Annotated in this window: 22 protein-coding genes; 16 read left to right on the plus strand and 6 right to left on the minus strand. The window is 58.0% G+C overall.

Translation table 11 applies throughout. From position 1 onward, the window contains the following. From PM04_RS12635 to PM04_RS12685, 12 genes are all read left to right on the plus strand, one after another. Nucleotides 1-1,005, plus strand: coding sequence for a chlorophyllide a reductase iron protein subunit X (locus PM04_RS12635; RefSeq protein ID WP_038007379.1), 1,005 nt, complete (start codon nt 1-3; stop codon nt 1,003-1,005). Next, nucleotides 998-1,174 (plus strand): hypothetical protein, encoded by a 177-nt coding sequence (locus PM04_RS18010; protein ID WP_158508590.1) that lies wholly within the window; start codon nt 998-1,000, stop codon nt 1,172-1,174. The genes PM04_RS12635 and PM04_RS18010 overlap by 8 nt, the downstream gene beginning before the upstream one ends. Further along, nucleotides 1,161-2,747 (plus strand): chlorophyllide a reductase subunit Y, encoded by a 1,587-nt coding sequence (gene bchY, locus PM04_RS12640; protein ID WP_038007380.1) that lies wholly within the window; start codon nt 1,161-1,163, stop codon nt 2,745-2,747. Before PM04_RS18010 ends, bchY begins: the two co-directional genes overlap by 14 nt. Continuing rightward, nucleotides 2,747-4,231 (plus strand): chlorophyllide a reductase subunit Z, encoded by a 1,485-nt coding sequence (gene bchZ, locus PM04_RS12645; protein ID WP_038007383.1) that lies wholly within the window; start codon nt 2,747-2,749, stop codon nt 4,229-4,231. Before bchY ends, bchZ begins: the two co-directional genes overlap by 1 nt. Continuing rightward, complete coding sequence (gene pufQ / locus PM04_RS12650) at nt 4,224-4,451, plus strand: cytochrome PufQ (protein WP_038007385.1); 228 nt, start codon at nt 4,224-4,226, stop codon at nt 4,449-4,451. The genes bchZ and pufQ overlap by 8 nt, the downstream gene beginning before the upstream one ends. A gap of 114 nt (nt 4,452-4,565) precedes the next feature. Further along, the gene (gene pufB, locus PM04_RS12655) at nt 4,566-4,721 is read left to right on the plus strand and encodes a light-harvesting antenna LH1, beta subunit (RefSeq protein ID WP_038007388.1); all 156 of its coding nucleotides are present in this window, start codon (nt 4,566-4,568) and stop codon (nt 4,719-4,721) included. Nucleotides 4,722-4,731: 10 nt separating this feature from the next. After that, nucleotides 4,732-4,881, plus strand: coding sequence for a light-harvesting antenna LH1, alpha subunit (pufA, locus tag PM04_RS12660; RefSeq protein ID WP_038007653.1), 150 nt, complete (start codon nt 4,732-4,734; stop codon nt 4,879-4,881). A 134-nt stretch (nt 4,882-5,015) separates the two neighbouring features. Then, nucleotides 5,016-5,873 (plus strand): photosynthetic reaction center subunit L, encoded by an 858-nt coding sequence (pufL, locus tag PM04_RS12665; RefSeq protein ID WP_038007390.1) that lies wholly within the window; start codon nt 5,016-5,018, stop codon nt 5,871-5,873. Between the two features lie 2 nt (nt 5,874-5,875). Then, the gene (pufM, locus tag PM04_RS12670) at nt 5,876-6,853 is read left to right on the plus strand and encodes a photosynthetic reaction center subunit M (protein ID WP_234702872.1); all 978 of its coding nucleotides are present in this window, start codon (nt 5,876-5,878) and stop codon (nt 6,851-6,853) included. Nucleotide 6,854: 1 nt separating this feature from the next. Further along, on the plus strand, nt 6,855-7,970 hold the full coding sequence (pufC, locus tag PM04_RS12675; RefSeq protein WP_038007392.1) for a photosynthetic reaction center cytochrome PufC: 1,116 nt from the start codon (nt 6,855-6,857) through the stop codon (nt 7,968-7,970). Nucleotides 7,971-8,115: 145 nt separating this feature from the next. Continuing rightward, nucleotides 8,116-10,032, plus strand: coding sequence for a 1-deoxy-D-xylulose-5-phosphate synthase (gene dxs, locus PM04_RS12680; RefSeq protein ID WP_038007394.1), 1,917 nt, complete (start codon nt 8,116-8,118; stop codon nt 10,030-10,032). Between the two features lie 52 nt (nt 10,033-10,084). After that, entirely contained in the window at nt 10,085-10,363 is a 279-nt protein-coding gene (locus PM04_RS12685) for a hypothetical protein (RefSeq protein WP_038007397.1), read from the plus strand. Nucleotides 10,364-10,369: 6 nt separating this feature from the next. On the opposite strand, the gene idi is transcribed toward PM04_RS12685, so the two are convergent. From idi to PM04_RS12715, 6 genes are all read right to left on the minus strand, one after another. Continuing rightward, nucleotides 10,370-10,897, minus strand: coding sequence for an isopentenyl-diphosphate Delta-isomerase (idi, locus tag PM04_RS12690; RefSeq protein ID WP_038007400.1), 528 nt, complete (start codon nt 10,895-10,897; stop codon nt 10,370-10,372). Continuing rightward, entirely contained in the window at nt 10,894-12,072 is a 1,179-nt protein-coding gene (locus PM04_RS12695) for a geranylgeranyl diphosphate reductase (protein ID WP_038007402.1), read from the minus strand. Before PM04_RS12695 ends, idi begins: the two co-directional genes overlap by 4 nt. A gap of 2 nt (nt 12,073-12,074) precedes the next feature. Then, nucleotides 12,075-13,331, minus strand: a complete 1,257-nt coding sequence (locus PM04_RS12700; RefSeq protein ID WP_038007404.1) for an MFS transporter — start codon at nt 13,329-13,331, stop codon at nt 12,075-12,077. After that, nucleotides 13,328-14,230, minus strand: a complete 903-nt coding sequence (gene chlG / locus PM04_RS12705; protein WP_038007406.1) for a chlorophyll synthase ChlG — start codon at nt 14,228-14,230, stop codon at nt 13,328-13,330. The genes PM04_RS12700 and chlG overlap by 4 nt, the downstream gene beginning before the upstream one ends. Before the next feature lie 85 nt (nt 14,231-14,315). Next, the gene (gene ppsR / locus PM04_RS12710; protein ID WP_233486444.1) at nt 14,316-15,770 is read right to left on the minus strand and encodes a transcriptional regulator PpsR; all 1,455 of its coding nucleotides are present in this window, start codon (nt 15,768-15,770) and stop codon (nt 14,316-14,318) included. A gap of 27 nt (nt 15,771-15,797) precedes the next feature. Continuing rightward, on the minus strand, nt 15,798-16,586 hold the full coding sequence (locus tag PM04_RS12715) for a B12-binding domain-containing protein (RefSeq protein WP_038007410.1): 789 nt from the start codon (nt 16,584-16,586) through the stop codon (nt 15,798-15,800). A 307-nt stretch (nt 16,587-16,893) separates the two neighbouring features. On the opposite strand from PM04_RS12715, the gene bchF reads away from it, so the two are divergent. From bchF to PM04_RS12735, 4 genes are read left to right on the plus strand one after another with little or no spacing between them, the layout of a single operon-like run. Continuing rightward, on the plus strand, nt 16,894-17,382 hold the full coding sequence (bchF, locus tag PM04_RS12720) for a 2-vinyl bacteriochlorophyllide hydratase (protein WP_038007657.1): 489 nt from the start codon (nt 16,894-16,896) through the stop codon (nt 17,380-17,382). Then, nucleotides 17,379-18,650, plus strand: coding sequence for a ferredoxin:protochlorophyllide reductase (ATP-dependent) subunit N (locus PM04_RS12725; protein WP_052068475.1), 1,272 nt, complete (start codon nt 17,379-17,381; stop codon nt 18,648-18,650). Before bchF ends, PM04_RS12725 begins: the two co-directional genes overlap by 4 nt. Then, nucleotides 18,647-20,209, plus strand: a complete 1,563-nt coding sequence (gene bchB / locus PM04_RS12730) for a ferredoxin:protochlorophyllide reductase (ATP-dependent) subunit B (RefSeq protein WP_038007414.1) — start codon at nt 18,647-18,649, stop codon at nt 20,207-20,209. The genes PM04_RS12725 and bchB overlap by 4 nt, the downstream gene beginning before the upstream one ends. Next, nucleotides 20,199-23,765: a magnesium chelatase subunit H gene (locus PM04_RS12735; RefSeq protein WP_038007661.1), complete on the plus strand. Its 3,567-nt coding sequence runs from the start codon at nt 20,199-20,201 to the stop codon at nt 23,763-23,765. The genes bchB and PM04_RS12735 overlap by 11 nt, the downstream gene beginning before the upstream one ends. Nucleotides 23,766-23,804 lie beyond the last annotated feature (39 nt).

Below are 23,804 nucleotides of genomic sequence, written 5' to 3' on the forward strand. Positions count from 1 at the left end.
ATGACCCTTGATGTACCGAACCTGAAGGAATTCAACGACCGCCTGCGTGACGAAGCGGCCGAAGAACCCACACTGGAAGTGCCCCAGGGCGAACCGACCAAAAAGACCCAGATCATTGCGATCTATGGCAAAGGCGGGATCGGCAAATCCTTTACGCTCGCGAACCTCAGCCACATGATGGCTGAGCAGGGCAAACGGGTTCTGCTCATCGGGTGTGACCCAAAGTCCGACACCACATCGCTGCTGTTTGGCGGCAAAGCCTGCCCCACGATCATTGAAACCTCGACCAAGAAAAAGCTCGCGGGTGAAGAGGTCAAGATCGGTGATGTGTGTTTCAAGCGCGGCGGTGTGTTCGCGATGGAACTGGGCGGCCCCGAAGTGGGTCGTGGCTGTGGCGGCCGCGGGATTATCCACGGGTTTGAACTGCTCGAAAAGCTAGGGTTCCACGATTGGGACTTTGATTACGTTTTGCTCGATTTCCTCGGCGACGTGGTATGCGGCGGCTTTGGTCTGCCAATCGCCCGGGACATGGCGCAAAAGGTGATCTTGGTTGCCTCGAACGACCTGCAATCCTTGTATGTGGCCAATAATGTCTGCTCAGCAGTGGAATACTTCCGCAAGCTGGGTGGCAACGTCGGTGTGGCTGGTCTTGTGATCAACAAGGATGATGGTTCCGGTGAGGCGCAGGCCTTTGCTGAGGCCGTGGATATCCCGATCCTCGCCTCGATCCCGCAAAACGATGATCTACGCAAGAAATCTGCAAACTACCAAATCGTCGGCACCGCCGAGAGCGAGTGGGGCGCCCTGTTCGCGGCCCTTGGCGACAACGTTGCATTGGCCCCTCCTCAGCGGCCTACAGCCCTGAGCCAAGATGGCCTGTTGGAGCTGTTTGACGGCTCCGAAACCGGCGCGGGCGTCAAACTTGAGCCTGCCACAGACACCGACATGCGCGGCAAGAATGCCAAGCCCGTCGAAAGCTTGGAGGTCATTTACGACAATGTTTGATCTTCAAGAACTGTCTCAGTGGGATGAGGCCGAACGCGCCGCAACGCCCATCGCGGAAACGGTCGCAGAGGACCGCTCTATTCGCACGCTTCAACGCATGATCGCCCGTGATGATCAGGTGCAATGTCCCTTCGGCTTCACAAAAGAGGTGCACGATGGACAAGCATGACACGCGCGGCTCAGAGGTCAGCTATGATGACACGGCCGAAGTAGAGGTCACACTCGGCCAAGATCGGGATGAAGCACCTGTGGGTGCTGCACCGGTTGATGGCATGGGGTGTCACGCGGGCGCCGGTGAAATGGAAGCGGCAGCCCGGATGGCGGGTAAATCCGACATTCTGGATCAATACGCCAAAGACTATCCCCAAGGCCCTCACGATAAACCCCAATCCATGTGCCCAGCGTTTGGGTCGCTGCGCGTGGGTCTGCGGATGCGCCGCACGGCTACGGTTTTGTCCGGGTCGGCGTGTTGCGTTTATGGCCTGACATTTGTCAGCCACTTTTATGGGGCGCGCCGCTCGGTCGGATATGTGCCCTTTAATTCCGAAACCCTCGTAACCGGCAAACTGTTCGAGGATATCCGGGACGCCGTTCATGAAATGGCTGATCCCGAACGGTATGACGCTGTTGTCGTGACCAACTTGTGTGTGCCCACCGCGTCCGGTGTGCCGTTGCGGTTGCTTCCCGATGAAATCAACGGAGTGCGGATCGTCGGCATCGACGTCCCCGGCTTTGGTATTCCGACGCACGCGGAGGCCAAGGATGTTTTGGCCGGCGCGATGCTCAACTACGCCCGCAAGGAAGTGGAGGCCGGACCGGTCGCTGCGCCCGTAGCGGGCAAAGCGGATCGTCCGACAGTGACCCTGTTGGGCGAAATGTTCCCTGCAGATCCGATAGGAATTGGAGGGATGCTCGCGCCACTCGGTCTGGCGGCAGGTCCGGTCGTTCCCTGCCGTGAGTGGCGTGAGCTCTATTCAGCCCTGGATTGCGGCGCCGTCGCCGCGATCCACCCGTTCTACACCGCCGCGATACGCGAGTTTCAGGCAGCGGGACGGAAAATCGTGGGCTCAGCCCCGGTTGGGCATGACGGCACCGCCGCGTGGTTGTCGGCCATTGGCGATGCGTTCAACGTAAAACCAGACATGGTTGCGGCGGCACAAAACGCGTTTCTTCCCGCGATCAAAAGCGCGCTGGCCGCGACGCCGGTCAACGGTACGATCACGCTTTCGGGTTACGAAGGTTCAGAGCTGTTGGTCGCCCGCCTATTGATCGAAAGCGGCGCAAACGTGCCCTACGTTGGCACCGCCTGCCCCAAAACGGAATGGTCGCAGTCGGACGTTGAGTGGCTGGAAGCCAAGGGCGTTAAGGTCAAATTCCGAGCCTCGCTTGAGGATGACTGCGCCGCGATGGAAGCGATCAAGCCGGACCTTGCGATCGGCACCACGCCCGTTGTGCAAAAGGCCAAAGAGCTTGCGATCCCCGGCTTGTATTTCACCAACCTGATCTCGGCTCGGCCTTTGATGGGGCCGATGGGTGCAGGCAGCCTGCAACAGGTGGTGAATGCCGCGATGGAAAACAAACATCGCTTTGATCACATGAAAGAGTTCTTTGAGGGCGTTGGCCACGGTGACACTGCTGGTGTCTGGGAAGGCGCGCCAAACCTGCGTCCCGATTTCCGCGCGACGCAGCAAAAGAAGCTCGACAAAGCGGCCCGCGCTGCAAAAGCGCAGGAGATGATCTGATGCTTATTCAAGATCATGACCGCGCTGGCGGATACTGGGGGGCTGTTTACGCGTTTTGCGCCGTAAAGGGCCTGCAAGTGGTGATTGACGGCCCTGTTGGCTGTGAAAACCTGCCCGTGACCTCTGTTTTACACTATACGGATGGCCTGCCGCCCCATGAACTGCCCATCGTAACGACGGGTTTGGGCGAGGAGGAGTTGGGCCGCGACGGCACCGAGGGCGCGATGAAACGCGCGTGGGGCACGTTGGACCCTGCCCTGCCCGCCGTCGTTGTAACAGGCTCCATCGCCGAGATGATCGGCGGCGGCGTGACGCCCATGGGCACCAACATTCAACGGTTCTTGCCGCGCACCATCGATGAGGATCAATGGGAGTGTGCCGACCGTGCGATGACTTGGATCTTTACCGAGTTTGGCATGACCAAGGGCCGGATGCCCCCTGAGAAAAAGCGCGAAGAAGGTGCGGCTCCTCGGGTGAATATCCTTGGGCCGATGTATGGCACGTTCAACATGCCCTCGGATCTGGCTGAAATCCGACGTTTGGTCGAAGGTATCGGCGCCGAAGTGAACATGGTGATGCCGCTTGGTGCGCACCTCGCAGAAATGCGCAATCTGGTGAATGCCGATGTCAACATCTGCATGTACCGTGAATTTGGCCGGGGGCTGTGCGAAGTTCTGGGCAAGCCCTACCTGCAAGCGCCCATCGGGATCGAAAGCACGACGGCGTTCTTGCGTACCTTGGGCGCGCAGTTGGGCCTTGATCCTGAGCCGTTCATTGAGCGGGAAAAGCATTCCACGATCAAACCCGTTTGGGATTTGTGGCGCTCTGTGACGCAGGATTTCTTTGCGACGGCCAGCTTTGGCATTGTGGCGAACGAGACTTACGCGCGTGGTATCAAGAAATTCCTAGATGTTGACCTTGGCCTGCCTTGCGCCTTTGCCGTGGCTCGGACCGCTGGCAAAAAGACGGACAACGACGAAGTGCGCGCAATGATGCATTCAAAGCGCCCACTGATCGTTATGGGGTCGATCAACGAGAAAATGTATATGGCCGAGATGGCTGCGGGACATGGGCCAAAGCCCGCGTTTATTCCCGCCAGCTTCCCCGGTGCCGTCATTCGTCGTGCCACGGGCACGCCCTTTATGGGCTACGCCGGGGCGACGTATATGCTGCAAGAGGTCTGCAACGGCCTATTTGATGCCCTGTTCCACATCCTGCCCTTGGGCAGTGAAATGGACAGCGCCGCAGCCACCCCCACGACCCTGCGCCAAGATTTCCCTTGGGATGCCGACGCGCAGAAACTGTTGGACCGTATCGTAGAAACTCACCCCGTTTTGACCCGGATTTCCGCGGCCAAAACACTGCGCGATGCCGCAGAGAAATCCGCGCTGGAATCCGGCGCAGAGCGGGTTGTGCGCGAAACAGTCGAGGCGCTTGCGCCGAAAGAAATCTTTATCAAGGATGAGGAGAACAGCCATGTCTGATCAAACTTCGAATGCCCCGCATTTGGCGCGCCACTCCAAGGCACCCACTGCGGAATATTGGTTTTATTTCGGGGTTATCCTGATGGCTGCTCTGCCGATCGCCGCCATTGGCACCGCGATCGCCCTGCTGACCTGTAACCGCGAGGCGGTGCGGGAAGGTGTCCTGCGCAAAGCGTGGGCACAGGCGCAGACAGCCACATCCCTTATATTCTCGGCCTAAACCCCGAGTACGTATTTCACCCCTCTGACAGGGGAGAAAGGCCGACAACGCAATGAGGTGTTGTCGGAGCCCGGCCGCAGGGTTTGCGGTGTCAGCTAACCACTGGAGATCTCCATGGCTGATAAATCTGATCTGTCCTTCACAGGTCTCACTGATGAGCAGGCTCAGGAGCTGCACTCGGTCTACATGAGCGGGCTCATCCTGTTCACGATCGTAGCGTGCGTCGCGCACTTCCTGACGTACATCAAGTTCCCTTGGTTCGCAGGTTAAGGATATGGACGTGTCGAAATTTTACAAAATCTGGCTCGTTTTTGACCCCCGTCGCGTTTTCGTGGCTCAGGGCGTCTTCCTTTTCCTCCTGGCTGCGATGATCCACTTGGTTCTTCTCAGCTCAGGCCTGAACTGGTTTGAAACTGCAGCTGGCATGTAAGCCGCTGCCCACGACATCGGTTGCGGGCGGCTTTGGTCGCCCGCACCTATCTATCCAATTTTAAATACGACGGCCCGATGACGATATCGATCAGATGATCGCCTAACGCCGGCATAAAAACGCGGAGAAAGAGTATGGCACTGCTCAGCTTCGAGAGAAAATACCGCGTCCGCGGAGGGACGCTGATCGGTGGCGATCTGTTCGACTTCTGGGTCGGTCCATTCTACGTGGGCTTCTTTGGGGTAACGACGATCTTCTTCGCCGCTCTCGGGACAATTCTAATATTCTGGGGGGCTGCCATGCAGGGCACGTTTAACCCCTGGATCATCAATATCGCCCCCCCCGACTTAAAGTACGGGTTGGGTATGGCACCGCTCATGGAGGGCGGGCTTTGGCAAATTATCACGTTCTGTGCGGTCGGCGCCTTCGTAAGTTGGGGTCTGCGCGAGGTCGAGATTTGCCGCAAACTGGGCATGGGCTACCACGTCCCCGTTGCATTCGGCTTCGCTGTCTTCGCCTACGTGACGCTGGTTGTTTTCCGCCCGTTGCTGATGGGCGCGTGGGGTCATGGCTTCCCGTACGGGATCTTTAGCCACCTCGATTGGGTGTCTAACGTTGGCTATTCCTACCTCCACTTCCACTACAACCCTGCGCACATGTTGGCGGTGACGTTCTTCTTCACCACGACCCTTGCGTTGGCGTTGCACGGCGCGCTGATCTTGTCGGCGGCCAACCCTGAAAAGGGCGAGGAAGCCAAAACGCCCGATCACGAAGACACGTTCTTTCGGGATTTCATCGGGTACTCCGTTGGCACCTTGGGCATTCACCGTGTTGGCCTGTTGTTGGCGCTGAACGCAGGCTTTTGGTCGGCGATCTGTATCATCATCTCTGGCCCGGTCTGGACCAAAGGTTGGCCTGAGTGGTGGAATTGGTGGCTTGATCTGCCGATCTGGCCCTCTGTCCGCGCAGCAGCTGCAGCAGGAGGGATGTAATCATGACCATGTGGCCTGAATATCAAAACATCTTCACGCAAGTGCAGGTGCAAGCCGAGCCCGAAATGGGCATGGATGACAGTGGCGAGATGTCGGCAGAGCGGACCAAATCCGCGACGTTCAGCACTCTTGTCGGTATCCTTGGGAACGCCCAGTTGGGCCCGATCTACCTTGGGTTCTACGGGATTATCTCACTCGCGACTGGTTTGTTGTGGTTCAACATCGTTGGCTTCAACATGCTGTCTCAGGTGGGTTGGTCGATCCCCGAGTTCATCCGTCAGTTGTTCTGGTTGGCGCTTGAGCCGCCCTCGCCGGAATACGGCCTGCGGATGCCGCCGCTGAATGACGGTGGTTGGTACATCATCTCCAGCTTCTTCTTGCTGGTGTCGGTGTCGTGCTGGTGGTTGCGGACCTACTCGCTGGCCGAACAGCACAAGATGGGCAAACACGTCGCTTGGGCATTTGCCGCTGCGATCTGGTTGTTCCTCGTGCTGGGCCTGTTCCGTCCCATCCTGATGGGGTCGTGGTCGGAAGCTGTGCCTTATGGCATCTTCCCGCACCTTGACTGGACCACGGCGTTCTCGATCCGCTACGGCAACTTGTACTATAACCCCTTCCACGGCCTCAGCATCGTGTTCCTCTATGGCTCGGTTCTGTTGTTCGCCATGCACGGCGCGACCATTCTGGCCGTGACCCGCTACGGCGGCGACCGTGAGCTAGAGCAGATCTATGACCGCGGCACTGCCTCGGAACGGGCTGCCTTGTTCTGGCGCTGGACCATGGGTTTCAACGCTACGATGGAAGGTATTCACCGCTGGGCTTGGTGGTTTGCTGTTCTCACCCCGATCACGGGTGGCATCGGTATCCTGCTGACAGGCACGGTCGTGGACAACTGGTTCATCTGGGCACAGGAGCACTACTTCGCCCCTGAATATCTCGAACCCTATGGCTACGAGTCATACGTTGAGGGAGGACAATAAGATGTTTCCCAAGTGGTTTACTGAATGGAACTCTAAAAACCCCACCAACATCTATGGCCCCGCCATTGTTGTTGGGGCCGCAGGGTCCGCCGTTTTCGCGGCAGCCCTTCTGGTGAGCTTCGGCCAACCCTTCGCGACGGACTCGATGCAAACGGGTCCCCGCGGAACGGGGATGCACGTGGCGAAGTACGTGACCGACATCAACACACCTGATCCCACGATCGAGGATTATTACACGGATGAGCCTTATATCCCCGAAGAGGGTGAAGAGCTGGCCGGTGATATCTATGAGAACGTGCAGGTTCTGGGTGATTTGACGGATGCGAACTTCAACCGTCTCATGAACGCGATGACCCAGTGGGTCGCGCCGGATGAGGGGTGTGCGTATTGTCACTCCGGTGCGGATGAGGGGATCTATGCGGACGATGATCTGTATACCAAGGTCGTTGCCCGGAACATGATCCAGATGACGCAAAGCATCAACGAAAACTGGGTTGGACACGTCCAAGCGAACCAAGAGGTCGGTGTGAACTGTTACACCTGCCACCGTGGTGAGGCTGTGCCTTCCGAGGTTTGGTTCCGGATCGACCCTGTGAACGAAAATGCCCAAGGCTGGAGCGCGAACCAGAACCGCGCAACGACCCTGTCGCAGTTCACCTCGCTTCCGTCTGATGCGTTGTACCAATATCTCATCGAGTATGAGACGATTGGCGTGCATGACCTCGAAAGCCGTGTGGCCGGTTCCATCGCAGAAGGCGAAGTTGCCTCGATCCAACAGACCGAGCGTACCTATTCCTTCATGAATTATTTCTCCAACTCGTTGGGCGTGAACTGTGTGTTCTGTCACAACAGCCGTGCCTTCTATGACCCCGGTCAGGTGACGCCCCAATGGGCCACTGCCTCGCTTGGGATCTCGATGGCGCAAGAGATTAATGCCGATTGGATCCTGCCGATCAAAGACGTCCTGCCAGATCACCGGCTTGGACCTCTTTATGCGGATGCACCCAAAGCCGCGTGTAAGACCTGCCACAAGGGGTACCAGAAACCCATGGGCGGCCTGAACGTGATCGCGGATTGGCCCGAACTCGCGACAACCGGCACACCGGTTTACGAGTAAACTATCCCTCCGGCGTCCCCGTATCTTGGGGGCGCCGGTTCCCAAAGCCCTATGGCGTCCCTTTGACTGTAGGCACGACTGACGCGTCGCGAGGGGCACACCCGAGCGGCGCGTTTTTTTACTTACGACACTGGGAGGAACGACCATGTCCAACCCGCGCCCCAACACCCCCTTGTTGGACAAAGTCCATTCACCCGCCGATTTGCGCCGGATGTCCGATGGCGATCTTGCCCGCTTGTCAGATGAGCTTCGTGCCGAGACGATCTGGACCGTATCTGAGACTGGCGGTCACCTTGGATCATCCCTTGGGGTGGTCGAGCTGACGACCGCGATCCACGCTGTGTTTCAGACCCCCCATGACAAGCTGGTCTGGGATGTGGGTCACCAGTGTTATCCGCACAAAATTCTGACTGGACGGCGCGACCGTATGCTGACGCTTCGTCAAAAAGACGGCCTGTCCGGTTTCACCAAACGCTCCGAGAGCGAATATGACCCGTTCGGTGCGGCGCATTCCTCCACCTCGATTTCCGCAGCCCTTGGCTTTGCCACCGCGCGCGATTTGGGTGAGGCAACGGGCGACGCAATCGCCGTCATTGGGGACGGGTCTATCAGCGCGGGCATGGCCTATGAGGCGCTCAACAACGCCGGAAGTGAGGGACGGCGTTTGTTTGTCGTCCTCAACGACAACGAAATGTCCATCGCCCCACCCGTTGGCGCGATGTCTCGCTACCTGAGTGAATTGTCAAAATCCCCGTTTGGCCAAATGGCCGATGAGATCGCCAAACACCTGCCCGGCCCGTTTCGTGAAGGTGCCGAGCGCGCCAAGGCTCTGATGACGGGTGCAACCGGTGATGCGACGCTGTTCGAACAACTTGGCTTTACTTATGTGGGGCCGATTGATGGCCACGATATGGGACAGCTTCTGAGTGTTCTGCGTGCCGCAAAGGCACAGGCCACCGGGCCGGTTCTAATCCATGCGGTGACCGTGAAGGGCAAAGGCTACAACCCTGCGGAATTGTCGGATTGTTGCTATCACGGGGTTGCGAAGTTTGATGTCGCGACCGGTCAACAACAAAAGTCAGCGCCCAATGCCCCCAGCTACACTGGTGTGTTCGGAAAACGTCTTTTGGCGGAGGCGGAAGCCGACCCCAAGATTGTCGCCGTCACGGCCGCCATGCCCGGTGGGACGGGTCTGGATGTGATGCAAAAGGTCTATCCAGATCGGGTGTTTGATGTTGGTATCGCAGAACAACACGCCGTGACGTTTGCGGCCGGGATGGCGGCCAGTGGTCTGAAACCATTCTGCGCTGTCTATTCCAGCTTTCTGCAACGCGGGTACGATCAGATTGCCCACGATGTGGCGCTGCAAAATCTGCCGGTGCGGTTCTGCATCGATCGGGCAGGGCTTGTCGGTGCAGATGGCGCGACACATGCGGGGGCGTTCGATATTTGCTTCCTCGCGACGCTGCCCAACATGACCGTCATGGCCGCCGCCGATGAGGCCGAGTTGGTGCATATGATGGCCACAATGGCCGCGCACGATAGCGGCCCCATTGCTCTGCGGTATCCGCGGGGTGAGGGCGTTGGCTGCGATATGCCCGAACAAGGCGAGGTCCTACCAATCGGCAAGGGCCGTATCGTGAAACAGGGTGACCGCGTGGCGCTGCTCAGCTTTGGTGCTCACTTGAATGAAACGCTTGCCGCCGCAGAAGAACTAGATGCTCGTGGGCTAAGCACGACTGTGGCCGATGCCCGATTTGCCAAGCCGCTGGACACAGATTTGATCGCGCAATTGGTCGAAACACACGATGCGCTGATCACAGTAGAGCAGGGGTGTGAGGGTGGTTTTGGTGCCATGGTTCTGCATTGGCTGGCCAAAACCGGGCGTCTGGACGGGGGCGTTGCCATTCGGACGATGACCTTGCCGGATCGCTTTATTGATCAGGCAAGCCCTGCGGATATGTACGCGGATGCCGGACTGACAGCGCGTGATATCGCAAAGGCTGCGCTTGATGCTGTTGGGGTCCGAATTTCGCCACAAACGGCCAAGGCCACGTCATAGTTTAAACAAAGACCTGTGGGAGGTTGATGCGTCTGCCAACCACGAGGTTATCATGTTTAAGAAAGCATTTGTTGCGGCCCTTATGACGGCCACCGCCTTCGCCCCCGCATTTGCGGATGAAAACGAAGCCGAAGAGATCGAGACGATTTCTGAGATTACGCTGTCCGATGTGGCTGGCGTTCAGCTTCAGATCGTTTGCAACATCGAGATTTGCAAAGTCCACAGCCTGCAACCGGGATCTGAGGTGTGGGACCGCGAAGAGGTGAAGCCTTCGACCGAGGGTGTCTTTACCGAGCTGGTGAACAAATACACGGCCATCGGGTATTCCTGATCTGCGCTAAGCGCGGATCAGATCGCCGAAAATACGCTCTTTGTGTTCCGTCATGTAAATGCGGAGCCATGCGGTAAACTGGTCCGGGTTACGAGCAATATCATCTGTCAGGGCGTCGGTGTGAACCCAACGCACGGCCTCAACCTCATCCGGGTTGAGGTCCCATGTGACGTCAGGCGCATTTGCAACAAACACCTCGACGACCTCATGCTCAATCATGCCGCCGCCAACGGGCGCGCGGTATTCCAACGTCTCGCGTTGATCAAGCGTCAGGCCGGTGATGCCCAGCTCTTCCTTAAGCCGCCGTTGGGCGCAATCCATCCCGCTTTCGTTCCACTCGGGGTGGGTGCAGCAGGTGTTCGCCCATAGACCCGGCGTGTGATATTTGCCCGCCGCGCGTTTTTGGATCAGCAGATGATCCCCATCCATCACAAACACCGAAATGGCCTTGTGCCGGAGCCCTTTGACATGGGCCTCCAGTTTTTCAACGGGGGTCAACGTGCCGTCGACCCAAGCGGGGATCATAATTGTCATGCGCGGGTCGCCGGAATAACACCCATCAGGTGCATAAGGTTTTTGATGCCGATTTTGATATGCGCCATGGGACGGGCTTTCACCAATTCCTTGTTCATATAGGCCTCAAACGTGAGCTTTTGAACGTCGATGTCGTGACAGAGCGACACAAATCGTTCGCGACGCTCGTCGCTCCTATAATAGGCGTTTTGCATTGCGCCAAGGATTTTGAACACCGCCTTGTGGTCCTTCATGAACAGTTTGCGCGCGATCCGAAGGTCTTTGACCTGACCAGACGCAAGGCAGGCAGCCGCCGCTGTGGCGGCGACACGGCCACCGACCATGGCATAGAAAATCCCCTCGCCAGAGGAGGGCGCCACGACACCCGCAGCATCACCCGCAAGTACGACATCCTTGCCATTGTCCCAACGGTCCATTGGTTTTAGCGGGATGGGCGCGCCCTCTTTGCGGATGGTTTCACAGTCCGTCAGGCCCGAGGCGGCACGCAGATCAGCGGTCGCTTGTTTAAGATCAACGTCGGGGTTTTCCGTACCCATGCCGACACTGGCGGAATCGCCGTGCGGGAATACCCAGCCATAGAAATCGGGGCTGATCTTGCCGTCATAAATCACGTCACAGCGGGCTGGGTCGTAACTGCCGATCTTACCGGGGGCTTTAATGATTTCGTGATAGGCGATCACATATGGGATTTTGTCGCCGCCGGGGACCTCCTGTTTGGCCACGTTGGACCGTGCGCCATCTGCGCCGATTACCAGTTTGGTCGAAAGGCGGACTTCGTCGCGCGTTTGTTTGTCGCGATAGATGACGTGGGTACCGTTACTATCGCGGTCAATCCGCAGGAAAGTCCCAGTGTGCCGTTCAGCACCCGCATCCGCGGCGCGCACGCGTAGGAATTCATCGAAATGTTCCCGATCGACCATGCCGACGTAGCCATCCTCAATTGGGATATCGACTTGGCGCAAGGTGGGGGAAATCATCCGAGCGGTGTTGATGCGCGCGACAATCTGGCTGTCGGGAATGTTGAAATCACGCACGGCGCGGGGCGGAATTGCGCCACCACAGGGTTTGATCCGGCCTGCACGGTCGATCATCGCAACCTTGCGGCCTTCGCGCGCTAGGTCTTCGGCGGCTGTGGCGCCCGACGGGCCCCCTCCAATGACAACAACGTCATACATGGTCATTCCCCTGGTTGAAGCGCGGGTGTTTCGCGCCGTTTGTCTAGAATTTGCAGCGCCATAAGCGCGGCCATCAAAAAGAGCACGGCCTCTAGCGTGAAGACGGTGCCATAGGCGGCAGCGTCCGTCATAAAGGCCCGCGCGATGTCGAGGGTGCCGGTGGCAACCAGTCCAGCAAGGCCTGCTGCGATGGCTTGGGCCGCGCCGAACACGCCCATTCGCGTGCCGGTTTCGCGTTCGTGGTTTGAGGCGAGTGTCATCATGGAACCCACGGCCCCCACAACGAACAGGCCGTTACCAAGGCCAAGCATGACCGTCGATGGGATCAAGGCAAAGCCGCCGCCCAAGCCCAAAAGACCGAGCGCCGAGATCACACAACCTGTCACGGCCCAGAACCGCAAAGTTCCGTATCCAAGGGTTGAAAGCAGGCCAGCCGCGATCATGCCCATAAGGGCTGCGCCGTCTTTGCCGCCCGATAGCTTGGTTGAATCCTCGGGGCCAAGGCCGTGGACGTGGCCGGCGAAGGGTTCGAATATCAACTCCGACAGATAGAATGCGAGGATTGAGAGAAAGACAAAGCCGGTAAAGCGGCGCGCCGATGGGTCGGCCCAGACGCTGCGAAGTGCGGCTTTGAAATTGGTGTCTTGCTTGAGTGGGGCAGGGCCAAGCGCTGCCTCCACCCGGAATGTCGCGATAATGCTGAGCGCGAAGGCGACGATTGAGACGACTGTCACTACGGTGATCAGGCGGTCTGGGCTATAGGGTTCCAGCGCGATGCCGGTCCCGATGGATGCCATGATTGCACCTGCGATGAGGAACAGCCAAGCCAGTGTTGCGGCCGCACCTTTGCGCGCGGCTGGTGCCGCGACAGCCAGTAGGGCAAGGAACGAAGTTCCCGCCGCGCCGACGCCGATCCCGATGGTGCAATACGCCACAAACCAGATACCAAGAGCGAGGGGCGTTGAGGTTTCACCCGCTTTGATACCGATTGCAGCGAGCACTACGCCTAGGCCGACAACGGCAATGCCGCCGATGATGAAAGGTGTCCGGCCGCCCTTTGCGTCAGACCTATGGCCCCAGACGGGACGGGTCATTTGCACGCCGTAGTGCAGAGCCACCAGAAGTCCGGGCAGTAGGGCGGGTAGGGCCAGCTCAACAGTCATCAACCGATTGAAAAGATTGACGGGCAGGGCGGCGAGGCCCCCAATCGCCATGTTCACAAGGCACAGCCGTGCAAGGGTGAGCCAGCCGATGTTCATGCCAGCCCCCTAACGGCAACGGCGGCCACCATCATTCCCAACACGTATAGTGTGACGCCTGTGCCATTGTACCAAGGCGCGCGGCCTTTTGGATCCTTGAGCAGGGTTTGCATGGCCATGAATTGCACGATCAATGAGAGGAAGATCGCAAAGGCAAACCATTCGCGGCCCCAGTGCATGAGCAGGCCGATGACGATGCATTGCGGGATCGCCATGATCCAGCATGCTACTCGTGCGGCGCGTTCTGGGCCCAGCGTGACGGGCAGGGAGTTGACGCCCATCTGGCGGTCGCCCTCAAGGGCTTTGAAGTCGTTGAGTGTCATGATGCCATGCGCACCGATCCCATAAAGGAGCGCGAGCAGGATGACCTCGGTCGATGGCAAGCTTGCGGCGACAACGGCTGCACCTGTGAACCACGGCAGGCTTTCGTAGGATAGCCCGACCAATCCGGGCCCCCACCAGCCAGAGCGTTTGAGGCGGATAGGTTCGACCGAATAGGCCCACGCCGCGAGTACACCCACGACGGTTGCGACAAAGCCCCATGTGCCAAGAAAGGCGCCCACAAATAGCGATAGCGCAGACATTGCCAGAGCAATCCATAGGCCCCAGCGCCCGGGAATACGCCCCGAGGGAATGGGGCGATCAGGCTCGTTGATGGCGTCAACATGGCGGTCGCACCAATCATTTGCGGCCTGTGACATCCCGCAAACCACTGGCCCTGCGAGAAAAATTCCTAGGATCACAAGAACTGGATGTGAAAGCGGGGAAACCCCGGATGAGACGACGCCGCACAAATAGGCCCACATCGGCGGAAACCACGTGATCGGTTTGATCAGTCGAAGCATCGCCGCTGGTTCTGGATAGACACGGTCTGAGTGTAAATCTAAACTGACAGTCATGATGTCAGCATAGCTTAACAAATTAGAGTCGGGCAAGTGAAACCAATCACCTGCTGCGCAAAAGTGTCTAGTTTGGTTGACGGGTTTAGGAGTCGGCGTCTTTGTGCAGCAGCCCGTATTTACGGAGCTTCACATAAAGAGACTGGCGTGACAGGCCCAGCATTTCGGCAGCAGCGACGCGGTTGTTGTCGGTCAGCTCAACAGCCGTCTCGATGCACATCTTTTCTACAACGTCTGTTGTTGCGGCAACGATGTCCTTGAGCGGCGCAGAGCCGACCAAATCCATAACGTTGTGCATCGCCTCATCGGACACGCCGGGCACGGGTGGCATTCCGCCAGATTCCCGCACGACCTCAAGCCGCGATGTGTCGCGCAGCACAAAGGCAAAGCCGGGGGACGTGGTGCCCGCAAGGTGCGTGGCTGACACCTCGACCGAGACTTGTGTGCCGAACGTGCTTTCGAGCCGAGTGGAATAGACACGCATCTTGCCGGTGCGCGCCGCGTTGTCGGTCAGCACTTTTAGGTCAACCGAGCCGCGCGCCATGAAGTCGCCAAAGCTTTTGCCGCGCACGTCCGACAGCGCGCCTGCATCGCAAAGCGATAGGAACGCATCGTTTGCATAGCGGATTTGGCCGTGACTGTCGGTGAACACCATCGCATCAGCGCCGTCGCGGTACAGGCCCGACAGCGTCAGCGCGAGGTCTTCGGCGATAAACTCTGCGCTTTCGGCGGTTTCGATCCGGCACAACAACACGCGGTCGCCAGCTGCGCGGAAAAGGGTGGGGTGGATCACAACGGATTTGCCGCCGCGTTTCGTTTCGGCGGAAACGGGGCCTGCGCCAGAAACGCTTGCGCCATTGCTAAGAGCTTCGATGAACTCGCCACGACGACGGCCTTCAAACTCTTGGGTGAATGCGCCGCCCGACAGGCTGTCTTGGTTGCCGCCTAGGACCTGAGCCGCCGCAGAGTTAAGATCAATGATCCGACCTGTGTTCACATCCACTAGCGCAAAGGGATCGCGCACGGCCTCCATGATGACGCGGTAGCGCGTCTCAAAATCACGGTGGGTCTCGTAGTCTTTCTCAAGGGCGAGTTGCGCCTTTACGAGGCGATGCTGCAGCTCTGCTACGGGGCGCAGATCGCGCCCAAGCATCAAAATAACGCCCTCTTGGCCGGTCCGGTGTAGCGTATAGCGAATCGGGAATTCCCAGTTCGCATTGTCGAAATGGTTCACTTCAATGGCGTCGACGGGGTCTGCCGCACCGCCTTTGTGTGCCTCAAGTTGGGCCTCAAGCTTTGAAAGCGAGTCCTCTGCAAGGAATTCACGGATGTCGCGATTGGCCCAGTGATCCAGCCGCCCAAGGGTCGGGTTCAGTGGGTTCACGACCACCGAACGCACCTTGCCGGTGATGTCTAGAATGATTGCCAGGTCGGCTGCCGTCGCAACAATATTATTGAAGTGCTCGGGCGCAATCCGGGGGCCGGAACGCTCATTCCAAAAATCGGTTTCGCGGGTGTTCATCCCTGTACGTCCATCCATGCTTGGCGCAATGTTAAGTGAAGCTCACTACACATTTTGCGCCTCCAAGTTGTACGAAGTTTCAAGTCCGCACAAGTCTATGACTGTTTCGGGATCAGATGAAACGTGGTCTGCGCCCGTAATTTGCTTAATATCCAGCGGTAGATTGGTTACCCCACCACCAATAACAATTGGTGTTATCTTTGGCACGGCTTTTCTGACGGCATCTACTAGCTCCCTTGCGGCACTAAGGCTGCGCCGTCCGGAGGACGTAATCCCAACTGCCGGAAAGCGATATTTTTTAACCATTTGCGCGACTTGAGCGGGGTGCATGCCAACGGCGAGTTGGACATCAACGCCTAGCGCGCGAAATTTGTGTGCGGCAACAAAAACGCCAAGCGTGTGATGTTCGTTGCGCGGTACAACCAAAAGGATGCTGTCTCCGCTCAAGACTTGGTCGTGGGCCACTTTGGCGTTCAGCGCGCGAATGGTTTCCTGCAAGCGGGCGGCGCCAATCGTGACGTCGGCAAAGCTAAGATCGTTCGCGAACCACCGATCACCCAATAGTTGGGCGGTGGTGGGGATAATGTGTTCGATGATGTCTGTGTTCGAAAGGCCGTGTGATTGTAGAGCGGAAATCGCTTCGTGCCGCTCAGCCTCATCGGGTGCAACAAACGCGTCACAAATCGCCTCTAGCTGAGGGCTTTTGTAATCGGGCGCAATTGCGCCGCCCTTCGCCTTGAGTACGGACAACGCCTGCACGGCCAAGCTGTTTACGCCGCCGCGGTGGTTCAGTCCAGAAGATGTCAGGGCCGTAGTTTTCGGTCCGTTGACCATAATTTCACCTCTCCGCAGTCACCCCCTGCGCCACAAACTTGGCGATACCGGGGCCGGGAGACCTTCAATCCCGTAATTACGCTTTTTTAACCCAAATGTCAATGAAAGCTGACACTCTGAGCGGTCCTTTGAATAGGGCTTCGTGGGCGTGAGTGGCGTAAATAGCCGTTAGCACCCCCATTTTTCCCGCTAAGAAACCATAGCGTGATATTTCAAGTGTCAACAAGAGCAGTGTAAGTTTTAGTTGACACTTAGGTCCTGCATGGCGAAGATTGGAGATTACACGAAGAAGGGAGAGTCGCTCGTGATGGACCCACGGACGCCGAACCGCAAAGAGCCTTTTAGGCTCTATACGCCGGAAGAGAGAACGCGCCGCGACAATACCATTTGGACCTTGATCCAAGGGGTTTTGGCGCCTTTGCAGTTCCTCGTGTTCGCAGTTTCCGTGGTGTTGGTGGCGCGCTACCTGTGGACAGGTGAAGGCTATATGGCTGCCACCATCTCCATCGTGGTAAAAACTCTCTTTCTTTATGCGATCATGATCACTGGCGCGATTTGGGAAAAAATCGTTTTCGGCCAGTATCTTTTTGCAAAGGCATTCTTCTGGGAAGACGTGTTTTCCTTTGTCGTGATCGCTTTGCACACTGCCTACATTTGGGCGCTCTTGACGGGCAGTCTGTCGCCAGTGGATCAAATGTGGCTCGCCCTGGCGGCATATGTTGCCTACGTCATCAACGCCGGACAGTTTCTATTGAAGCTGCGCATGGCCCGTCTCGAAGGGGAGGCGGTCGTTTGAACAAACCGTCCAACATTCAATCCGCTAGCTGCGCTGATGCTCCGGTCCTTAAGGAGCGTGGTCAGCGCGAAGTCTTTTGTGGGCTGACAGGTATTATCTGGCTGCACCGCAAAATGCAGGATGCGTTCTTTTTGGTCGTCGGATCACGTACTTGCGCCCATTTGCTGCAATCAGCCGCTGGTGTGATGATCTTTGCAGAACCGCGGTTTGGCACGGCTATTCTTGAGGAAAAAGACCTCGCGGGGATGGCGGATGCGCATCAAGAGCTTGACCGTGAGGTTGCGCGCCTACTGTCAAGGCGGCCTGACATTAAGCAGCTTTTCCTTGTGGGTTCCTGCCCGTCGGAGGTCATCAAGCTCGACCTTCAGCGTGCAGCTGAGCGACTGACCGAAGAGCATGCCCCCCACGTACGGGTTTTGAATTATTCCGGCTCCGGGATTGAGACGACCTTTACCCAAGGCGAAGATGCTTGCCTTGCTTCGATGGTCCCTGGCTTGCCCAAAACGGATGCACGTGAGTTGCTGTTGGTCGGCGCCTTGCCTGACGTTGTTGAAGATCAGGCGATCGGTCTGTTGTCCGATATGGGCATTGGTCCCATTCGGGTTTTGCCTGCCGCCCGTGCCGATGGCGCGCCGGGTGTTGGTGACAACACGGTCTATGCACTGTTGCAGCCGTTCCTAGGTGACACTGACGCAGAGCTGTTAAAGCGTGGGGCCAAGGCCATTCGCGCCCCGTTCCCATTTGGCGAAGAGGGTACGACCGCCTGGCTCAAGGCCATTGCGGATGAATTCGGTGTGGATGAAGCCACGTTCGACCGTGTGACTGCGGCACCACGTGCCCGTGCTCGCAAGGCGATCAGCCAAGCGGCCGAAGCGTTGCGCGGCAAGTCGGTGTTCTTTTTCCCTGACAGTCAGTTGGAAATTCCTCTGGCCCGCTTTCTGACCCGTGAATGCGGGATGGAGGCGATTGAGGTTGGCGCACCGTATATCCACATGGGCCTTGTCCGCCCCGACCTCGAGCTGATGCCCGCCGGCCCCACGATTTCAGAGGGGCAGGACGTTGATCTGCAACTTGATCGTGCCCGAGCCGCGCGCCCGGACCTGACGGTTTGCGGCCTTGGCCTCGCCAATCCGCTAGAGGCCGAGGGCCTGACGACCAAGTGGGCCATCGAGTTGGTTTTCACCCCTGTGCATTTTTACGAACAAGCCGGTGATCTTGCAGGTCTGTTTTCGCGCCCCGTTCGGCGCAAGGAGATCTTGGCCGTATGAAACTGACTGTTTGGACATATGAGGGCCCGCCCCACGTTGGTGCAATGCGCGTTGCAACGGGCATGAAGGGTTTGCACTACGTGCTGCACGCGCCGCAGGGTGACACCTACGCCGACCTCTTGTTTACGATGATTGAGCGGCGCAACCATCGCCCGCCGGTCACCTACACCACGTTTCAGGCGCGCGATCTGGGTGCGGATACGGCTTACTTGTTCAAGGATGCCTGCCGCCAAGCCTATGAGCGGTTCAAGCCCGAGGCTTTGATCGTCGGCGCGTCTTGCACCGCCGAGTTGATCCAAGATGACCCCGGCGGCCTGGCCGAAACCATGGGCTTGCCCGTGCCTGTCATCGCGCTGGACCTGCCGAGTTATTCCCGCAAGGAGAACTTTGGTACAGATGAGACATTTTACCAACTGGTTCGGGCCTTGGCCAAGCCAATGGAGCGTACCGCGCGCCCCACTGCGAATATCATCGGGCCCACCGGTTTGGGCTTTCGCCACCGTGACGATGTCGAGGAACTGACCGGGTTGTTGTCCGAGATGGGTGTCGACGTGAACGTCGTGGCGCCAATGGGTGCCACACCCACGGATTTAACCCGCTTGGGTGCCGCCCATTTCAACGTGCTGCTTTATCCTGAACATGCTGAGACGGCTGCACGGTATATGGAAAAAGAGCTTGGGCAGCCGTTCACGAAAACGGTTCCGATTGGCGTGAATGCCACCCGTGAATTTCTGGCCGAGGTTGGAGAAATCACTGGTCTAGACCCTAAAGTTGACGAAAGCCGTCTACGCCAGCCTTGGTGGAGCAAATCTGTCGATTCAACCTATCTGACCGGCAAACGCGTGTTTGTGTTTGGTGATGCGACCCATGTGAAGGCGTCCGTTCGGATTGCCCGTGAGGAAATGGGTTTCGAGGTTGTGGGGCTAGGCTGCTACAATCGTGAGTTCGCGCGTGACATCCGCGCGCTGGGCAAGGAAATCGGTGTGCCTGCTTTGATCTCGGATGATTATCTTGAGGTTGAAAAGGCGATTGAGGATGCATCACCTGAGATGATCCTTGGCACTCAGATGGAGCGCCACATTGGTAAACGGTTGGGTATTCCCTGTGCCGTAATCTCTGCGCCCGTTCACGTACAAGATTTCCCCGCGCGATATTCCCCGCAGGTGGGGTTTGAGGGCGCGAATGTTATCTTTGATACATGGATCCATCCGCTTGTGATGGGTCTGGAGGAGCATCTTTTGGCGATGTTCCGCGAGGATTTCGAATTTCATGATGAAGCGGGGCCGTCGCACCACGGTGGCCACGCGCCGCGCCCCGAGGAGAAGGTACACACTGGGGGCCAGCCCCCAGCCCCCCGGGATATTGAGGAACCAAAGAGCGACAACCTTGGCTCTGATGTGATGGTTTGGTTGGCGGATGCTGAGAAAGAGTTGAAGAAGATCCCTTTCTTTGTGCGCGGCAAAGCCAAGCGGAACACTGAGAAATATGCCGCTGAAAAGGGGATGACCCAGATCAGCAAAGACACCCTTTATGAAGCGAAAGCGCATTATGCGCGATGACCGGCATATCCCCGGCTACCGCGTTGTGGTGGTTACGTTGGACAGTCACGCGCTGGGCTCTGCGCAGCGTGTATTGGACCGCGTAAGTGATGAGATGCCCGGCCTGACGGTCGAAATTCATGCGGCCGCTGAGTGGGCGGAAAATCCCGAAGCGCTTGAAGAAGCCAAGATCGCGGTGGCGCATGCTGACATCATCGTTGCGAACCTTATCTTTTTTGAGGATCAGGTGAATGCGATCCTGCCCGCGCTAGAGGCGCGTCGCCCTGATTGTGATGCCATGATTGGGGTCATTGCGGACCCGCAGATTGTTGCGTTGACGAAGATGGGGGAGTTGGACATGTCCAAGCCCGCATCCGGCGCGATGAAGTTTATGAAAAAACTTCGGGGATCGAAAAAGCCGTCTGGTGCAAGTGGTGAAAAGCAGATGAAGATGCTGCGCCGCTTGCCGAAGATCCTCAAGTTTATTCCCGGTAAAAGCCAGGATTTGCGCGCCTGGTTCCTGACTATGCAATACTGGTTGGGCGGCAGTGATGAGAACATCGAGCAGATGGTCCGCTTTTTAGTCGGGCGTTATGCGTCGGATGCCACGCTGCGCGGTGGGCGGTCCAATCCGCCGATTGAGTACCCGAATGTTGGGGCCTACCACCCTGATCTTCCGGAGCGTATCACGATCGACGTAGAGGCACTGCCCAAGCCGGACAACTACATTGTAACTGTTGGGCTGTTGCTCATGCGGTCCTATGTTCTGAGCGGTGACACCGCGCATTACGACTACGTGATCCGTACGTTTGAGGCGAAGGGCATTCGCGTCATCCCGACCTTTGCAGGGGGGCTTGATGGTCGCCCTGCAATTGAGGAATTCTTTCTCAATGAGCATGGGGCCACCATTGATGCGATGGTTTCGCTATCGGGTTTCTCGCTTGTTGGGGGGCCTGCATACAACGACAGTTCTGCCGCAGTTGAGACCCTATCAAAGCTGGATGTGCCCTATCTGGCCGCGCATCCGCTAGAGTTTCAGACGCTGGGTCAGTGGGCTTCTGCGCCGCAGGGGCTAGGGCCGGTTGAGACAACCATGCTGATCGCATTGCCCGAACTTGATGGTGCGACCAACCCAACCGTATTTGCGGGGCGTCATGGCGCCGAGGGGTGCAATGGCTGCAACATGGGGTGCGATGGTGGCGACGTCACCAAGGCGATGGCGCCGTGCAAAGAGCGGGTCATCTCGCTTGCGGAAAAGGCACTGCGGTTGGCCCGTTTGCGGCGTAAGGAAAACGCCGAGAAGAAGGTCGGTGTGGTACTATTTGGCTTTCCGCCGAATGCTGGTGCCGTCGGAACCGCTGCGTACCTCAGCGTTTTTGAGAGCCTCTACAATACTCTGCACGCCATGAAGGCGCAGGGCTATAGCGTAGATGTTCCCGAAAGCGTTGATGTTTTGCGCGCCTCGATCCTTGAGGGTAATTCCAAGCAATACGGTCAGCAGGCCAACGTTGCGGCGCATGTGGATGCGGATACGATCGTGCGCACGACCCCGCCGCTTGCCGCAATCGAAAGCGTTTGGGGCCCGGCGCCGGGTAAAGTGCAATCCGATGGACGGGGTGTCTTTGTTCTGGGTGAGCATTTTGGCAATGTCTTTGTCGGGGTGCAGCCCACGTTTGGGTACGAAGGCGATCCGATGCGTCTTTTGTTTGAGGCCGGCTTTGCCCCGACCCACGCGTTCACGACGTTTTATTTGTGGCTGCGCAATCAGTATCAAGCCGATGTGATCTTGCATTTTGGGATGCATGGCGCGCTGGAGTTCATGCCGGGCAAGCAATCGGGCCTAGGGGCCTGTGATTGGCCAGACCGCCTGATTGGTGAGCTGCCGAACGTCTATCTCTATGCGTCCAACAACCCGTCCGAGGCGACCTTGGCTAAGCGTCGGTCCGGGGCTGTGACGGTTACGCATTTGACGCCTCCGTTGGCGTCTGGCGGGTTGTACAAAGGTCTGGCGGAGCTGAAAGACAGCCTGACCCGTTGGCGCGGTCTTGCCCCTGATGCGGCCGAGCGGGCTGAGTTGGAGGACCTGATCCGTGTGCAGGCTGAGGCCGTTGATCTAACCGATTGCGACCCGCAAACGCTGTGGCTGAAGCTGTTGGAAACCGAAGATGCGCTGATCCCTGATGGGCTGCATATTGTGGGCCGTCCGATCACGGATGCGGAGCGGGCCGAACATATCCGCGTCATGCCCGACTTGGATAGCGAGACGCGCGCAAAGATCGACCATCTGCTTCAGCAAGAAACCGAGATTGACGGCCTGATGCGCGCGTTGAGCGGCCAGTATATCAAGCCTGTTCCGGGCGGTGATCTGATCCGGTCGCTGGATGTGTTGCCGACGGGGCGCAATATTCACGCGTTCGACCCGTTCCGGATGCCCACCGCTTTTGCGTGTCAGGATGGGTGGAAACAGGCGGATGCCCTGCTGGCCACCCACGCCGAACTGCCTCGGTCTATTGCGTTGGTGCTTTGGGGTTCTGACAATATTAAATCTGATGGCGGCCCGATTGGTCAGGCGCTTGCGTTGATGGGCGCTAAGCCTCGGTTCGACAGCTTTGGTCGGCTAAGTGGTGCTGACCTGATCCCGCTGGAACAGCTGGGCCGTCCGCGCATTGACGTTGTGATGACCCTATCTGGTATTTTCCGCGACCTGTTGCCGTTGCAAACCCGGATGTTGGCAGATGCTGCCTATCAGGCCGCTGTCGCTGATGAACCAGTTGAGATGAACTTCGTTCGGGCCCATGCGTTAGACTATGCAACCAAGATGGGCTGCAACATGGAACAGGCCGCTCTGCGGGTCTTTTCCAATGCCGAAGGCGCATATGGCGCGAACGTTAACGCATTGGTCGACTCCGGTGCGTGGGACGATGAGGGTGAACTGGCCGACGCTTATGAGAACCGCAAAAGCTTTGCGTATGGTCGCAATGGCAAGGCGTCCAAGGCGACGGATCTCCTCCATAATGTGCTGAGCGACGTTGATATCGCCTATCAGAACCTTGAGTCCGTTGAACTGGGCGTGACGACGGTTGATCATTATTTCGATACGCTTGGCGGGATTTCCCGCGCAGTCAAACGCGCCAAGGGCACAGAGCCGCCAGTGTACATCGGCGACCAAACCCGTGGCGGCAACAAGGTCCGCACTCTGCAAGACCAAGTCGCGCTGGAAACACGTTCGCGCAGCCTGAACCCCAAGTGGTTTGAGGGTCTTTTGAAGCATGGCCACGAAGGCGTGCGCCAGATTGAGGCGCAATTCACCAACACGCTCGGATGGTCTGCGACGACCAACGCAGTGGACCCGTGGGTCTATCAGCGGTTGAGCGAAACATTTGTGCTGGATGAGGACATGCGCCGTCGTCTGGCCGACCTGAACCCACAGGCAAGTGCTCGGATGGCCAACCGCCTGTTGGAAGCAAACGACCGTAATTTCTGGCAGCCGGATGAGGCAACGCTCGCGGCCCTTCAGGACGCGGCGGACGAGCTTGAAGACCGGCTAGAGGGTCTCACGACCATGGCTGCCGAATGAGACAACTGAATCGTAAGGGCGCGCAAAACAATGCGCTTC

This window comes from Thalassobacter sp. 16PALIMAR09, assembly GCF_000765485.1.
GTDB lineage: Bacteria > Pseudomonadota > Alphaproteobacteria > Rhodobacterales > Rhodobacteraceae > Thalassobacter > Thalassobacter stenotrophicus.

What these genes read in the sequence shown, in the direction of transcription:
- PM04_RS12685 (WP_038007397.1), top strand. Translation starts at nt 10,085, where the DNA reads ATGTTTAAGAAAGCATTTGTTGCGGCCCTTATGACGGCCACCGCCTTC.
- bchZ (WP_038007383.1), top strand. Translation starts at nt 2,747, where the DNA reads ATGCTTATTCAAGATCATGACCGCGCTGGCGGATACTGGGGGGCTGTT.
- pufC (WP_038007392.1), top strand. Translation starts at nt 6,855, where the DNA reads ATGTTTCCCAAGTGGTTTACTGAATGGAACTCTAAAAACCCCACCAAC.
- pufM (WP_234702872.1), top strand. Translation starts at nt 5,876, where the DNA reads ATGACCATGTGGCCTGAATATCAAAACATCTTCACGCAAGTGCAGGTG.
- bchB (WP_038007414.1), top strand. Translation starts at nt 18,647, where the DNA reads ATGAAACTGACTGTTTGGACATATGAGGGCCCGCCCCACGTTGGTGCA.
- PM04_RS12715 (WP_038007410.1), bottom strand. Translation starts at nt 16,586, where the DNA reads ATGGTCAACGGACCGAAAACTACGGCCCTGACATCTTCTGGACTGAAC.
- chlG (WP_038007406.1), bottom strand. Translation starts at nt 14,230, where the DNA reads ATGACTGTCAGTTTAGATTTACACTCAGACCGTGTCTATCCAGAACCA.
- pufB (WP_038007388.1), top strand. Translation starts at nt 4,566, where the DNA reads ATGGCTGATAAATCTGATCTGTCCTTCACAGGTCTCACTGATGAGCAG.
- bchY (WP_038007380.1), top strand. Translation starts at nt 1,161, where the DNA reads ATGGACAAGCATGACACGCGCGGCTCAGAGGTCAGCTATGATGACACG.
- pufL (WP_038007390.1), top strand. Translation starts at nt 5,016, where the DNA reads ATGGCACTGCTCAGCTTCGAGAGAAAATACCGCGTCCGCGGAGGGACG.
- dxs (WP_038007394.1), top strand. Translation starts at nt 8,116, where the DNA reads ATGTCCAACCCGCGCCCCAACACCCCCTTGTTGGACAAAGTCCATTCA.
- pufQ (WP_038007385.1), top strand. Translation starts at nt 4,224, where the DNA reads ATGTCTGATCAAACTTCGAATGCCCCGCATTTGGCGCGCCACTCCAAG.
- bchF (WP_038007657.1), top strand. Translation starts at nt 16,894, where the DNA reads ATGGACCCACGGACGCCGAACCGCAAAGAGCCTTTTAGGCTCTATACG.
- PM04_RS18010 (WP_158508590.1), top strand. Translation starts at nt 998, where the DNA reads ATGTTTGATCTTCAAGAACTGTCTCAGTGGGATGAGGCCGAACGCGCC.
- idi (WP_038007400.1), bottom strand. Translation starts at nt 10,897, where the DNA reads ATGACAATTATGATCCCCGCTTGGGTCGACGGCACGTTGACCCCCGTT.
- PM04_RS12635 (WP_038007379.1), top strand. Translation starts at nt 1, where the DNA reads ATGACCCTTGATGTACCGAACCTGAAGGAATTCAACGACCGCCTGCGT.
- PM04_RS12695 (WP_038007402.1), bottom strand. Translation starts at nt 12,072, where the DNA reads ATGTATGACGTTGTTGTCATTGGAGGGGGCCCGTCGGGCGCCACAGCC.
- ppsR (WP_233486444.1), bottom strand. Translation starts at nt 15,770, where the DNA reads ATGGATGGACGTACAGGGATGAACACCCGCGAAACCGATTTTTGGAAT.
- PM04_RS12735 (WP_038007661.1), top strand. Translation starts at nt 20,199, where the DNA reads ATGCGCGATGACCGGCATATCCCCGGCTACCGCGTTGTGGTGGTTACG.
- PM04_RS12700 (WP_038007404.1), bottom strand. Translation starts at nt 13,331, where the DNA reads ATGAACATCGGCTGGCTCACCCTTGCACGGCTGTGCCTTGTGAACATG.